Raw genomic sequence first — 13091 nt, 5'->3', positions numbered from 1 at the left:
GAAAGAAACAAGCGGATGAGGTGTGAGTCACTGTTAAATAAACTAAAATGGACAATATCATCCTTAACAAGGGATGGTTTTACTGAAGAAATAACAATGCTATATGAGCTAGAGGACACGATAAGAGAAAAAATAATAAAGGAATCTGGCTGCGGACGAGTTTTCTATGGTATAGATAGATATTTCGCCTGGAAGGCAAAATGTGATCTTTTTAGAGAGATGTACGCAACAAATAACTTTGATTGTTTAACCTGTTCAGGAAAGTTTAATTTTCAGGGTAAAGACGTGATCATGCAAAATGGGGAAATAATTAGATTAGATTTTTTTTCACAGGGGGTAAGGTATATATTAGACCAGCAATATTTTACAGTGCAAATAGGTGATTATGTAATCATAAGCGATTTCCAAGGCAACATAATAAGGATGAATGGACCTTTTTTAACATCTAAAGAATTCCTAAAAAAAGGGGAAAGGATCCAGGTGAGCCTTGACGTAATCTACATCAACCAAATTTGGCAAAAATTAAGAAAGTATTTCGTAACCCTAGGTGAATTCTTAAAGATATTAATAGAGAATCCCAAGTGGCTATTTCCTCAAAATGGGAACGAACTTCTTTCTAGGGTAAAGGAGATAAGATGTAATGAAGTAAAAAAATATCTAAAAGAAATTGAGGAGAACAAAGAATGTATACAATTGTTTCGTCCTCTTGAGCTTCGCCGCTATTATTTGCAATACAAGCAGGTTTGTTTAGAACGATGAAAAGTCTCCGTCGTGTGATCGACCGCGCACTTGATGCGGTCGAAAGAAAGGTCGTATCCACCGTCGACAGGGTGGCCGCCGAGGACCTCCGCAGGGGACTGGAGGAAAGACGCAGGATGTCCCCCGAGGAAATTGAAGAGGAAGACATTCTCTTTAGCCCCTTTTACGCTTATCATCCTATGAATATTTTTCATTCTGACTATGATGAAGACTAATTAAAGTGAAAGGGGCCCTTGAGGGCCCCTTTTTTTGTATTAGAAGGGAATCCTTACGACGGCCCCCCAGACGGGCCCGCCCCTGGTAGCGGTCTCGCAGAAGGCTTCGGCGAAGAGGAGGTGTTTGGCGTATTGTCCCGAGGCCCCGAGGCCCAGGTGGAGTGCGGGAGCGAGGAAGGAGGGATCACCTTCGGGATCCACGTAGCGCAGGCCGGCGTGAGCGTTAAGCCCCAGGACGAATCCCCGTTCCGAAAGCGTCGCTCCTTTGGTCCTGAAGGACACGTAGTCCGCGAGGTTCACGAAGAGCCCCTGGCCTAGGAAGCCCCCTTTGCCTTCGTTGGTGAACCAGGCGTCGATCCAAGTTCCCGGGACGATTTTACCGGATTCGACGGGCGCGAAGACGCCGAGGGCAAAGCTCGGCCCGGACTGCCCTTCGTATTTGGCGAGACCGACGCCCCATTCGATGAGCGGATCCGCCGCCCGGGAAACCATGGGGACCAGAAGCCAGGCGACCAGCAAGAAACATGACAGAACCTTTCTCATAGCAACCTCCTTTTTGAATTTTTCTAGGAGGGGACAACGAAACCTGAGAAGTCAGCTCGGAAGATTCCTCTCTGGAAGAGATATGGTAACATTGGAAATTGAGAAACAATCCGGAGGAATTTATGGAAACGATAGTTTTGAGGATAAAACCCGGAGCGAAACCTTATTTGGAGTGGCTTTTCAAGCATCTGAAGGATGAGATAGAAGTTTTGTCTCTGGAAGATTTGGAAAGCCTGGAAGATGCGGCACTGGCCAGGGCTATGGAAGAAGGGGACCGGGGAGACTTCGTAGCCGAGGAAGAGGTCATGCGCGCTCTGCGGGAGTGATTCGGTGCTCGTCGAATACGAAAGATCCTTTCTGCGCGACATCAAGGCTATCAAAGACCGTAATATAAAGAAAGACCTAGAAAACTTGATCCTTCATGTAAAGAAGGCCGATTCCTTACATGAGATCGGCCAGCTTAAAAAGATATCAGGTTACAAGGATTACTATCGTATAAGGATAAGAAACTACAGGATAGGAATTAAACTGAAAGGCGAAACATTGATCTTTATAAGAGTACTGCCTCGCAAGGACATATATAGATACTTCCCTTGACCTACTTCCCCTGAACGGAAGTTCCATCGAGATTTTCTGAATCCCCCTTTCCGGGGAGGGAATAAGATAACCCTACCGCGCCTGATGCGCGTCAAGGCTCTTCGCTCGCTTTGCTCGCTCCGACCCTACGGGCGGGCCTAACGGCCCGGCCTTGACACGCGGCGCGGAAGGGTAGGCTCTTTTTTGCCCCGGAAAGGGGGGAAAAGGTGGAACCTTTTTCTTTTTTTCAGGAGAGAGGGTCTTCGGGCTCAAGGCGCTCGACGGCTTCGCCTCTCGCGCCTTTCGGGTAAGGCCCTCAAAAAAACGAAAGGAGGTTCCACCATGAGGAAGCTTAGGAAGTTCAAGGCCGTGAAGATGGGGGAGAGGGGAGAGAGGTTTGAGCTTTGGGCCGCGGCTGACAACAAAAAGGACGCTCTTTTACTGGTATCCGTCCTGATGCGGAACGGTTATGACGTGGAGATCGGGCCCGAGCTTCCGGATCCGCCTTTTCGGTTCGAATCCTTCGTCATTGCTACTCCGGGGTGGGGCCCTGCGGTAGGCCTTAGCGGGTTGTTCAGAGTTTCTCTTTGAGAGGGATTCCTGAGGCGTCCACGGTGCCCGCAAGGGCGCCGTGGCATCGCCGAGCCCGTATGCGTCGCAAAAAGATGAGCCGTCCCCGAGGCGATTGCTACGGGCCCCGGATCCAGCAACTGGATTTTCTGCTTTTTCAAAGATATACTACTGCTTATATATGAGTTCTAAACTCCTATATCACCGGAAGTGGATACTGGGGGAAAACGAGCTGATAGAGGTCAAGGCCTGGAAGGTGCCCGTCTCCGATTATTATCCCGAAGGGATTAAATACTCGCTGGTTTATATCAGGAAAGGCCAAAGAGTTCTTGCGTATGACAATTATCTGGGACACGGACCTCACAGACACTATCTCGGAAGCACGTAACCGTATCGGTTCGTCGATTTGGAACGATTGATAAGAGACTTCTGGAAAGACTTCAAGGAGGTGAAAGGTCTTGAGGATAAAGAATTTGAAAATAGAAATAAGACCTCTGGATAGTTTCGTCGAGGAGACAATCCGGGCCTTTGAGGACGTTCAGGGCGGAAAGGGTATCGCACCGAGAGAGGCTCTGATCTTTCCGGATGTCAGGACTCTAAGAAAGGTTCTTTCGGAAAAGAGGCTTGAGCTTCTTAGAACTGTCAAAAACAAGAAGCCGGATTCGATTTACGAGCTGGCCAAACTTCTGGATCGCCCGTTAAGAGCGGTACAGCACGATGTGAAAGTCCTTTCCGAACTCGGCCTTATAGAGGTGGAGAGGACCAGAAGAAAGCCCCGAGACAAAGTCAGACCTTCGGTCCCTTATCGGAGAATAACCATAGAGATCGGCATTTGAATCGACCGCGGATCCGCCGGCCTCTTTCGTTGTTTCCTCCAAAAGCAAGGAGGCCGGCGGTCATGAAGATGAAGGTGGTCAAGGTAAGTCGTGGGGAGAAGAAGAGGCTCAAGGTGATCCTTGTTGCGCACAAGAAGACTACCCGCAAGGAGGAGACCAGGAGATGTCTCTCCTGTGGCCGGGTATTCAGATCCCGGGGCCCTTGGAACAGGCTTTGCCGATCCTGTCGTGAGAGGGTGGCGCAGGTGGCCGCTTCCGGGTTCGCGGTTCCCGTCAACGTAGGGAGGGCCTAAGGGAGGGCCGGGGAGTTCCCGGCCTTTCCATCCTTGCCAGAATGGTTCCGAAGTCCGTATCCGCGGAGATTATTATCCTGTTCTCTTTTTTTGGCCAGGTCGAAAATCTTTTCATCCGGGGCCTTGTGAAGGTCAAGATCTCTGACGTGTACGACATCCAATCCCGCTTCCGAAAGGTTTTGAGCGAAGACCTTCGAAAGAGGGTTGTCTACCAGGAATTTCATAAATTGGCCACCAGAGGGAGTTCTCGCTCCTTGACGGCCTCTGCCGCATAGAGCAAAGCTTCACGTACATCTTCTTCTTCCAGGTCGGGATAAAGGCGCAGGATTTCTTCCGTAGTCATACCGTCGGCGATCATGGCCACGACGGTGGCCACGGGAAGTCTGAGATCTCTGATACACGGAACACCACCCATTTTATTGGGATCTACGGTAATTCTTCGAAAACGCATCGCTAGGCCCCCTCTCAAGGATTTTAATTTCTATTATACATCGTTTTCACCTTTTCTTTTCAGGAATAGGTCGAAGCCCGCGGTCTCCCGAAATTTTAGGACTAGATCCAAGGCACTTTCTAGATCCTCTTGTCGGCCTTCCGAAAAGAAGAGAGTCACGCCTCGAAACTGGATGCGTCGATCTTTAGGCCATATCCCGTATTCTGAGTTACTCACACGAGGATCGAAAGGTTGTTCCGACGCATGGTGCATCAGAAGAAGTTCCTTCAGTTTTCCGTTGAAATGATAATCATTTCCGAAAGAGAGCGAAAAACTACTGCCCGAAACGAAAAGGTTTACGTAGCCCTGTTTGATGGAAAATCTTTCCGAGGCATGTTCCAAGTATGCGTCGTAATACTTTCCGGACCGTCGGAATCGAGGCCAAACGTGACGATTGAATGCTTCAAGAAGAAATCCAACGGAAAGATTTTGCAGAGTGTAGTCGGCGGTCGCTATCAAGGCCAGAAGAAGGATCTCAGCGAACTTTTCCGGAGAGATGGATTTCTGATCGGTCGTTTCGTTCTCCTTGATACGTTGAAGAAATTCCGAATAGGAGAGGGGCTCCATATGTCCTGAATAATCGGGATGTCTTGCCGCATACTCTAGAAAGTTCGATGGATCTTCTCCCTTTTTCAACATTTCGAGAAGCACTTCGGCCAGGTAGCGTTCGAAGGAAAGGTAAAGATATGGATCGACGCCCAAAAACGTCGGTTTGTAGCCCCAAGCCTTCTCCAAAAGACGATAACCTGCACCGTCTTCAACGTTGTAGATTCTTTCCGTTACCAGAAGAGCAAGAAACACGCTTGAAAGACTTTTCGCTTCTAGCCTGAACAGTCTCCCGAGCCTTGAAGCGCAAAGTTTTGGTTTTTCCATCACTTTGATGGCGTCGTGGTAAGCGGAGGGCATCTTCTCCGTTCTATACGCTCTGGGACGTGTCCGTTCTTCCGGAACATGACAACGAGGACAGACATTTAAGTATATAATTTCATGATGCTCACAGATTCGAGGAATCTTCTCGGACACTATTAGTGTCCAAAGTTCCTGACAGGCCTTTCTTATCAGACGAAAGGCGATCCCCATAGGACCTTCGTCCGTAAGTAGAGACTTCATTCGCTCCAGCTTCAAGTACTTGGAAGCTATAGTGGAAGAGTACCTCGGCTTGGAGAGAGGATCAGTGATTCTAAACTGTATTATGTCTTTTATTCTTTCGGCCAGTTCCCCAGGATCTTCAGGCGGTTTGGAATCTAGAAATTCTGTAGGGATGGCAGGCCACAAAAGTTCCATTTCGAATACTTCGGGATTGTAGAAGAGGCCGTAGGGATCTCTTTCGGTCCCGGAGAGTACGGCGAAAAGAAAGATACATTCCGGAGCGGGCTTTTCGAAGTCGGACGATGAGCCTTCTGAGAAACGATCGAGGTCCTTTACGAGATCCCGAACGAGCATTCCGTAAATGGAAATCTCTACGGATTCGAAAGGAACGTCTTGCCGTCTGTGAAGTCTAGACAGGACTTTGCAGGAAGAATCCGTCAGGTAGCTCAGAAGATCGATTTGGAGCTTTTGAAAGGTCGTTTCTTCGGAGGATCTGTAATCTACAAGGACGCGTTTGCAGAAGGTTTCGGTGTCGGGCTCGCGCCTGCCCAGGGTCTCTACGCAGAAGACGAGGTTGGGGAAATCATTGCGGAACCTCTCTTCCCTTTCGAGATCGGCGAGGTCGGACGTTTTTTTTTTATCCAGTATCGGCGGGCCTTCGCCCAGAAGGATGTAGTTGGGGTTGATACCTATCCTGGCAAGTTTGGCCAAGGCCTCGGCACCAGGCAACCTCTTTCCAGAAAGATATGATATCAAAGTAGCATATGGAATTTCCGCTTTTTCGCTAATTTCTTTAAAATTACCAACCATTTTTGCTATTTCTTTAAGTCTTTCGGCTATTATCTTTTGTTCTCTGCCCATTTCCCTACTCCACACCTATACTCCAATGACTTGACAATTGTATCAACCTTGGTTTAGACTATCGTATAAGATGATAACAACAAATGTGTTTAAAAATATAACAAAAACTGGCCAACCAGGCCACCCTTGGCTAGTCAAGCCCCGCCTTGAGCCCAGGGAGATAAAACTTCTTGCGAAGTTTTATCTCTCCATCCCCCGCCGGGATTGGGAATGGCTCCATGCGAAGGAGGCGGCCAAGCGACTTGAGGTTTGGGGATCCGTAAACGACATTTGTTTGTACGTCTCTCCTCTGGTGCGGGTGGGGGAGCACTATTACTTCCTTCCTTTCTTAGATCTCGATAGCAAGTCCTCTCCCTCCTGTGCTTGCTACGCTGCTTCCCTCCTCCTCAAAGAGGAGGAGCGCAGTCTGTTTGTACCAATCCTTAGCGGATTAAAAGGCGTTAAATTGGTTGCGCTGTTCCTCCTCCCCTGCCACCTTCACCAAGCCTTCCTTCAATGGGCCAGGCGGAGGGCAAGGGAGGCAGACCTGAAGGGAATGGGGGTGGACCTGGACCTGGGGCCTATCTTGGGCCGGCTTGATCCTGGGAATCCTCCACAACCCGTCCGGCTTTGGGGCTGGCGTGGCAAGAACCAGGTAGGCCACGGGGAGACTCCCCCCAACGTGGCCGCCAGACCAGTCTCCTGGGAAATCTTAGCCCGAATCGGCTTCGATGGTGATGAGGTCTACCGCCGTACCGTCTGCTGCCGGCCGTTTGCCCGAGAAATAGCGGAATGGACGCGACAGTGGGCCGTTTCGCTAAGTCCTGCCCCTAGCTGGCTGATTCAGGAGCTAAAGGGTTTGAAAGAAGAGCTGGAGCGGGAGGAAGCGCTTAAAGCTTGTGTGCCTCGCGTCTCCTTTCCCGCTTTTACCGCGAGCAAAACTACCAACTTTCTGGAGATTATCTCCGAGGTGGCCCAAGCCTTAGAAGGGCGGGGCTACCAGATAAGAATAAAAGACAATACAAAAATCGTTTTTCCCGGTCCCTGTCCTGTCTGTGGTCGAAGGCACCACGCCTGGATAGGGACATCAGGAAAACTATATTGTTTCTCTCCCTCCTGCCAGGCCCATCAAGCTCAGGGCGGCCTTTCTCCCTGGATTTGGCTTCCTCGCGTGGGTTTGGGAGATTTCCTCAAGGTACTTTTGCGGCGAGAAGAGCACTTTGAGGAGGTCTCCCGGAAGCTCTCCGAGGCAGAAGCGGAGAAGGTCATCCAGGAGGCTGTCTCTGCCTTCTTCGGGAATGGAGAAGGAGGAATCCTCGCCGCTGACCCGGGCCTGGGCAAAACCCACCACGCAATTGTAGCAGCTATAAAGGAGGCCCAGGAAGGGAAGGTTACAGTGTTTGCTGTATCCGATTACGCCAGAGCGACTGAACTGGAGCGTACCTGGTCAAAAGAGGCCCAGGCAAAGGGAATCCTGTTCTACGTCCTCCGGGGCCGGTGGCAGAAAGGGATGTGCCAAAAAATAAAGGAGGTTCAGACCGTTGAGTCCCTAGGCTTCCGCCCGGGGGAAGTTGTTTGTCTGGACTGCGAATATGCCTCGGAATGCAAATTCTTAAGGCAGTTCAAACGGATAGGAAAGGGAGGCGCTGTTTTTATTTGTACTCACGCCCTCCTCCCCGCTGTCCTAAATTACCTCAAGAAAGCCGGCTGGAAAAATATTTATACTGTAATAGACGATCCGGATGAAAACACTTTCTTAAAGAAGCGTTCCATCCCCCTTTCTCTTTTGGCGGCTTTTCTGGTGGCTTCCTCGAGGTTTTCGGCTGGTCGCGAGATAGTCCGGAGACTGGAAGAGGTTTCCAAGATCCTGGAGAGGCGGGCTCGCACGACTTTATTGCTCCGGGACAGATCTAGCAGAACCGGGGTCGCTCGGGCTTACCAGAGCCCTCCCGCAGCAGGCCCCTGGGCCGCCTCTCCCCGCCTGGAAGTCCTAACCGGGATACTTCCTCTTTCCACTTTGGCTAGAGAGATTGGAGAATTCCTGGAGCGGTACCCGTCCCCACGTGCGCGATATGGGTACTTCTCCACTCTTGGCGTCGGGAACGAGGAAGTTCTCGGCGCCTTGAGGGCTTTGGCCAGGGGCGTGGCTTGGATCGAGGCCCGGGCGCGGGGAAAGGCGGGGGTCTATTTGTGTTGGAATGAAATAATTAAAATCCCCGCCTCCCGAGTGCTTGTCCTTTCGGCCACGCCAGAGACCAGGGCCCTCTCAAAGATTTTCCCAGGCCTTAGGCAAGGACAAGGAAAGGTCTGGGAGGCTAGAGTCGAGGGAATGGAAAGGACGATTAGGATCCAGATCGCCCTGGCTTATGGGAAAGGCTCGTACCGAAAGGGCCTTTCCCGCTATGTCCCCGCCCTAGTTGTAGCCCTCAGGCGTCTCAAGGCCGCCTGGGGAAATAAAAGGCTGCGGTTTTTTGTGCTTGCGCATAAAAATGCAAAGCTTGCAGCCATGCACTCTGTCCGCGCAGCCGCGCGGCGAGCCAATGTGAAGGTGGAGGTCTTTGCCGATCTCCACCATTTTGCAAGTCGGGGCTCGAACTTGGCCCAAAACTGCGATGTTATGGTCCAGTTTGGAGCCCCGGTTCTCCATCCGAACCAGGCCTGGGACTTGGCTACGGCCTGGTTTGGCAATGACGGGGCGGAGGCGGCGCGCTACGCAGAAAATCTCACACGGCGTGAAGCCTTCCAAGAGGCCCACCGGCTCCGCTTCGTCCGGGCGGCCTGGGGAGCAAAGGCTCTCATTTTCCTGGGTAGGCAATGGCCGTACGAGATTGCCCCCGAGGTCGTGATAGACCAGATGGGGCGTCCGCGGAAAGGAACCAACTATTCCCCCCTCCGGGTGCACTTTCAGCGGACGGCATTTCCCGTCTTGGCCGCCCTGTTGAGGTGGAGAGAAAAACTCGCATCCTGTGCGCGTTTTCTTGCACTTCCTTCCTCTCCTGAAGAGAGAAGGAAGGAAACGCAAGAGAGCGTGCGCAAGAACGAGGCCCCCAGGGGACCGCCATTGAATTTAGTGGGAGGGGTAAGCGATGACCTTCGAGCTTTTGTCTGAGGTCAGACAGGCTTATTGCGTATTAAAACAGGGTGGACCGCCTAAAAAGATCGTGAAGACTTTGGCGGTCCTGATCGAAGGGGCGCTCACCCCTTGTTTCCTCTTGCTCCCAGGCGCCCATCAACAAATCGAGACAGAGCTTGAGTACCTATTAGAAAAACTCGGCGAAAGCCGAGTGCTCAAGCCCAGCTTCATCCTTGAACGTTTTCGTTGCCTTTTTCGTACACTTCGGCGAGATAAGCGTATCGTACCGCGGCTAGAAATAGACTTCTCGCTCCTACAGGAAGATGAAAACGCTCGCCTTTTTGAGGACAGGCTTTTGGGTTCTGCCCTGGCATGGGAGGACGTTGAGGTCGAGCTGCCTCGGCCTGCGCCCTACCAACCGCAAGAAAAGACACTTTTGAGAAAAATACGCCTCTATAGGCTGAAAAACTGGAAGGTCGGAGTTTTTCTCCAAGAGGGAGAGAAGAAACCCAAGAGATTGGTCCAAAGAGGCCTTTTTGACTCAAAAGATAGGAGGTAGCAACTTTGACTCCTGTCCTCTCCTCACCTATTCTCTCCGCAATCGAGGCCCTGGCAGCACTTGCGGCTGGAGAGCAGGGCGAGGAGAGACGTCGTGCCGTGAAAATCCGGACGAAAGAGAAGTGCCCAAAGTGTAAAAGGTCCTTCCAGGAAACGCCTCTCGGGCTTCTATGTCCGAAATGTTTCACGGTGCCGCGTCGTTTTTTTATCGACCTTTCCTGGAAAGGGAGAAGAATCCGCGTCTATTCCTTCAAGGATGGCCAGCCGCTTTCAAGCTGGGAGCTTGCGCAAAGGGCTCGTCAGTTGATTGAGCACGAACTTGAAAGTAAAACCTTCGATCCCACAAGATGGGTGAAAAGCGATGTCAAAAAGTTTTTGTTCGAGAACCTTGCGGTGCAATACCTTGCCGAACGCAAGAAGCAAATGAAGCCCTCCGGCTTTCAGGCGAAAGAGAGCTGGTTCAAGGGTCGGTTAATCCCCTACTTTGGCAAAGAGGATGTTCGGGAGATCCGGAGTTACCACTTGCATGAGTATCTGAACTCTCTCCTTGAAGAGGGGACTCTTTCCGCAAGCTCAATCAAGAAGGTTTTTGTTGAGCTACGAGCGTTTTTCAACTGGTGTAGGAAGCGGGAAATAATTTTTAACGTTCCTGCGATACCTGAGATCAAAAACGACGAAAGGCCTATACGCTGGCTTTCCCCTGAACAGCAGACAAAGATTCTTTCCTTCATTCCCAAAGAGCATCAGCCCATTTTTGAGTTTCTGTTCCTCACGGGAGCCAGAATCGGCGAGGCGAGGGCTATCATGTGGGATGCGGTCAACCTGGAAGAGGGCTACATCCTTATTTTCAGAGCTTTTTCTCTTGACCGCCTTGTAGAGACCCCAAAAGAGAAGAAGCCGAAGGTCATCCCACTTGTAGGCCGCATAGCTGAGATACTTCAAGAGCAGGCTAAAAAGAAAGAAGGACTTTTCGTCTTTTTTTACAAACACAAGAGCAAAGCTATTCCCTACCCGCACAAGAGACTCCTTGCGATCTTCCACCAGGCCCGCGAGAAGGCAGGCATAGGGGAGATTTCCCTCTATGAGGCGGTTAGACACTCATTCGCCATGCAGAGGCTCAAGGGAGGCTACAGTTACGAAGAAGTAGGCGCCGCTTTAGGCCACTCCTCTCCACAGACCACCAGGAAATATGCCCGCCTTCAGGCGGAGATGGTCAAGAACATCTTTGAAACACCGACAAAAGTGCTCTCCCTTGAAGAAGCCCGCAAGAAACGCTCTCTCCGTAATCGGGAATAATCGCCGAAAATCGGGATCGGATTCATCAAAAACCGCTTAATTGAGAATGTCTTGCAACATAAAACCTTTGCGGCTGTAGGATGTCCCCGGAATTGTCCCCAGAGCGTCTCCCTCAACTGATTCTCAATTCCGATTAAAGAGAAGCGTTTTCTAAGTGGGCTATCTATTGAGGATTTTGGTGGGCCGCCCAGGACTCGAACCTGGAACCTATGGATTAAGAGTCCATTGCTCTACCAAATTGAGCTAGCGGCCCAACCACTAAAAAGATTAGCACATCTTTTAGGCCTGTCAAATTTTAGAATTTTAAGAAGAACTAACCTTTACAGGAATCTTTAAAACCTGTCCCACTTGCAGACGATGAGTCTTCAAATTATTAGTTTTCATAATTTTTTTAGTGCTTGTTTTGAACTTACGAGCAATCCGCCATAAACTATCGCCTGGTTTTACTACATAGGTAACTATTTTTTGATTTTTGTTTTTATGAGAAGAGTAAGCTACGTATTTTTTCCCTACCGGAATTTTTAAACGCTGGCCAGCTCGTAAACGGCGAGGATTAGAAATACCATTGGCTCTCATAATAGCCACTACACTGGTTTTATAACGCCTGGCTAAATGAGAAAGTGTTTCTCCCCGTCTCAAGCGATGATATACATAATAAGTCTTTTTAGGCACCCAGGGCTTAATACTTCCCTTTTCTAAAAGAGCTACTAACTCAGGCCCTTTCCCTTTGGGAACTTTTAAATCATAGTTGGCCGGTGTTATTCTATAGCGCAATTCGGGGTTATAATCTGCCAAGAGCTTATCAGAAATTCCCAGGGCCTTGGCGATGGTTTTTAAACTGTACTGTTTGTCTACCTTTACGGTTTCATACTCTAAGGGCGGATCAGGCGTAGGAAGTTTATCAAAACCGTATTTCGCTGGATCGTTCAATATGTGCAATACTGCTAAAAATCGCGGTACGTATCTTGCTGTTTCACGAGGTAGCCGTTCATATAGATCCCAAAAATTATCAAGATAATTAATTTTCTGACGCTTAATTACCCTTAGAACTCTGGCTTCTCCACAATTATATGCGGCTAGAACCGTGGTCCAATCACCAAAAATTTTGTGTAGTTCCGTAAGATAAGCAATGGCTGCTTCAGTTGATTTTTCCGGATCCATGCGTTCGTCTATCCAGTAATTACGTTTTAAACCAAATTTATAACCAGTTGACGGAATGAATTGCCACAAGCCTAAAGCCCTGGCAGGCGACAAAGCATTTACTTTAAAACCGCTTTCTATTAGTGGAAGCCAGGAAAGCTCCTCGGGAAGCCCTGCCTCTTTCAGCTTGGCTAAAATCATCGGACGATATCGACCAGAACGTTTATATGCATTGAGAAAAAAACTTCTTTCACAGGTTTGGAACCTCTTGATTTCAGCCTCAACGTAGCGGTTCAACACCAAGGGTATTTCTGAATAGAGACCATTGGTTGCGGTATATCTTGAGGCGTATATTTCAAGAATGCGCTTGGCTATCACAAAACGTAAGTTTTCTTTCGATTGGGCCAACTCAGAATCTTCGTCAATTTGAAGGAGAAGTTCGTAGGCTTGATCTAAAGCCTCAAGAGCCTCTTCAGCTTTTCCCTGATTCCAAAGGTCTTGAGAAAGATTATAATATTCTAAAGCAGAATCAACGATATTTTGTAGCTCTCTATCTTCCTCAGAAATTTTTTTATTTTTAGAGACTTTTTTCTTAGTAACATTGCAAGAAATAGAGGAACTATTCTTAATAATGGGATTACTTTTTGGAACTTTATAAGAGTCATATTTTTGAAGCTGAGAAGCTCTTTGAGAAGAATAATTAGAATTCAAAGTATTTTCGGTAACCTTTGAAGTTTGGGTGGAACTACATGCTACTAGGGCTATAAAAAACAGGAAAACCAGGATACCCTTTATTTTCTTCATAACCTTATC

At 49.2% G+C, this 13091-nt stretch carries 16 protein-coding genes and 1 tRNA gene; 11 read left to right on the top strand and 6 right to left on the bottom strand.

All coding sequences use genetic code 11. The annotated features are described in order from the left end of the window. Positions 1–759: hypothetical protein (locus TH606_RS06555; RefSeq protein WP_231887752.1), on the top strand; the 759-nt coding region annotated here is incomplete at its 5' end. Next, the gene (locus TH606_RS06550) at positions 756–974 is read left to right on the top strand and encodes a hypothetical protein (protein ID WP_068542182.1); all 219 of its coding nucleotides are present in this window, start codon (positions 756–758) and stop codon (positions 972–974) included. The genes TH606_RS06555 and TH606_RS06550, both read left to right, overlap by 4 nt. 39 nt (positions 975–1013) lie before the next feature. Here the strand turns inward: TH606_RS06550 and TH606_RS06545 are convergent, their stop codons facing one another. After that, positions 1014–1517 carry a hypothetical protein gene (locus TH606_RS06545; protein WP_068542180.1) on the bottom strand — a complete coding sequence of 168 codons (504 nt, stop codon included), beginning with the start codon at positions 1515–1517 and terminating at the stop codon, positions 1014–1016. A 122-nt stretch (positions 1518–1639) separates the two neighbouring features. On the opposite strand from TH606_RS06545, the gene TH606_RS06540 reads away from it, so the two are divergent. The 6 genes from TH606_RS06540 to TH606_RS06520 all read left to right on the top strand — a co-directional run bounded on the left by TH606_RS06540 (position 1640) and on the right by TH606_RS06520 (position 3792). Beyond that, positions 1640–1843 carry a hypothetical protein gene (locus tag TH606_RS06540; RefSeq protein WP_068542178.1) on the top strand — a complete coding sequence of 68 codons (204 nt, stop codon included), beginning with the start codon at positions 1640–1642 and terminating at the stop codon, positions 1841–1843. A 4-nt stretch (positions 1844–1847) separates the two neighbouring features. After that, positions 1848–2114 carry a type II toxin-antitoxin system RelE family toxin gene (locus TH606_RS12090; RefSeq protein WP_068542176.1) on the top strand — a complete coding sequence of 89 codons (267 nt, stop codon included), beginning with the start codon at positions 1848–1850 and terminating at the stop codon, positions 2112–2114. A 321-nt stretch (positions 2115–2435) separates the two neighbouring features. After that, the gene (locus tag TH606_RS06530; protein WP_068542174.1) at positions 2436–2684 is read left to right on the top strand and encodes a hypothetical protein; all 249 of its coding nucleotides are present in this window, start codon (positions 2436–2438) and stop codon (positions 2682–2684) included. Positions 2685–2844: 160 nt separating this feature from the next. After that, the gene (locus TH606_RS12085) at positions 2845–3051 is read left to right on the top strand and encodes a toxin-antitoxin system TumE family protein (protein WP_408033335.1); all 207 of its coding nucleotides are present in this window, start codon (positions 2845–2847) and stop codon (positions 3049–3051) included. A gap of 70 nt (positions 3052–3121) precedes the next feature. Further along, on the top strand, positions 3122–3499 hold the full coding sequence (locus TH606_RS06525) for an HVO_A0114 family putative DNA-binding protein (RefSeq protein WP_068542172.1): 378 nt from the start codon (positions 3122–3124) through the stop codon (positions 3497–3499). 62 nt (positions 3500–3561) lie between these two features. After that, positions 3562–3792 (top strand): hypothetical protein, encoded by a 231-nt coding sequence (locus tag TH606_RS06520; protein WP_068542170.1) that lies wholly within the window; start codon positions 3562–3564, stop codon positions 3790–3792. Here the strand turns inward: TH606_RS06520 and TH606_RS06515 are convergent. Genes TH606_RS06515 through TH606_RS06505 form a run of 3 tightly spaced genes read right to left on the bottom strand, consistent with a single transcriptional unit; the run spans position 3789 to position 6232 of the window. Next, positions 3789–4016 (bottom strand): DUF5615 family PIN-like protein, encoded by a 228-nt coding sequence (locus tag TH606_RS06515; protein ID WP_068542168.1) that lies wholly within the window; start codon positions 4014–4016, stop codon positions 3789–3791. The genes TH606_RS06520 and TH606_RS06515 overlap by 4 nt on opposite strands. Then, entirely contained in the window at positions 4013–4243 is a 231-nt protein-coding gene (locus tag TH606_RS06510) for a DUF433 domain-containing protein (protein ID WP_068542166.1), read from the bottom strand. The genes TH606_RS06515 and TH606_RS06510 overlap by 4 nt, the downstream gene beginning before the upstream one ends. Before the next feature lie 33 nt (positions 4244–4276). Then, the gene (locus TH606_RS06505; RefSeq protein WP_068542164.1) at positions 4277–6232 is read right to left on the bottom strand and encodes a helix-turn-helix domain-containing protein; all 1956 of its coding nucleotides are present in this window, start codon (positions 6230–6232) and stop codon (positions 4277–4279) included. Positions 6233–6317: 85 nt separating this feature from the next. Between TH606_RS06505 and TH606_RS06500 the strand changes: the two genes are divergently transcribed. The 3 genes from TH606_RS06500 to TH606_RS06490 are packed head-to-tail and all read left to right on the top strand — an operon-like array spanning position 6318 to position 11138. Next, a complete protein-coding gene (locus TH606_RS06500; protein WP_068542162.1) occupies positions 6318–9320 on the top strand; it encodes a hypothetical protein in 3003 nt (1000 codons plus the stop codon). After that, on the top strand, positions 9298–9843 hold the full coding sequence (locus tag TH606_RS06495) for a hypothetical protein (protein WP_068542160.1): 546 nt from the start codon (positions 9298–9300) through the stop codon (positions 9841–9843). The genes TH606_RS06500 and TH606_RS06495 overlap by 23 nt, the downstream gene beginning before the upstream one ends. Before the next feature lie 5 nt (positions 9844–9848). Further along, on the top strand, positions 9849–11138 hold the full coding sequence (locus tag TH606_RS06490) for a tyrosine-type recombinase/integrase (RefSeq protein ID WP_068542158.1): 1290 nt from the start codon (positions 9849–9851) through the stop codon (positions 11136–11138). 176 nt (positions 11139–11314) lie between these two features. Here TH606_RS06490 and TH606_RS06485 read toward each other — a convergent pair. Both TH606_RS06485 and TH606_RS06480 read right to left on the bottom strand, forming a co-directional pair. Continuing rightward, a tRNA-Lys gene (locus tag TH606_RS06485) sits at positions 11315–11391 on the bottom strand. A gap of 50 nt (positions 11392–11441) precedes the next feature. Next, positions 11442–13082 carry a lytic transglycosylase domain-containing protein gene (locus TH606_RS06480; RefSeq protein ID WP_068542156.1) on the bottom strand — a complete coding sequence of 547 codons (1641 nt, stop codon included), beginning with the start codon at positions 13080–13082 and terminating at the stop codon, positions 11442–11444. Positions 13083–13091 lie beyond the last annotated feature (9 nt).

It is taken from the genome of Thermodesulfatator autotrophicus, assembly GCF_001642325.1.
Lineage (GTDB): Bacteria > Desulfobacterota > Thermodesulfobacteria > Thermodesulfobacteriales > Thermodesulfatatoraceae > Thermodesulfatator > Thermodesulfatator autotrophicus.
Note: the sequence above shows the minus strand (reverse complement) of the source record. Positions and strands in the feature narration are given on the sequence as shown.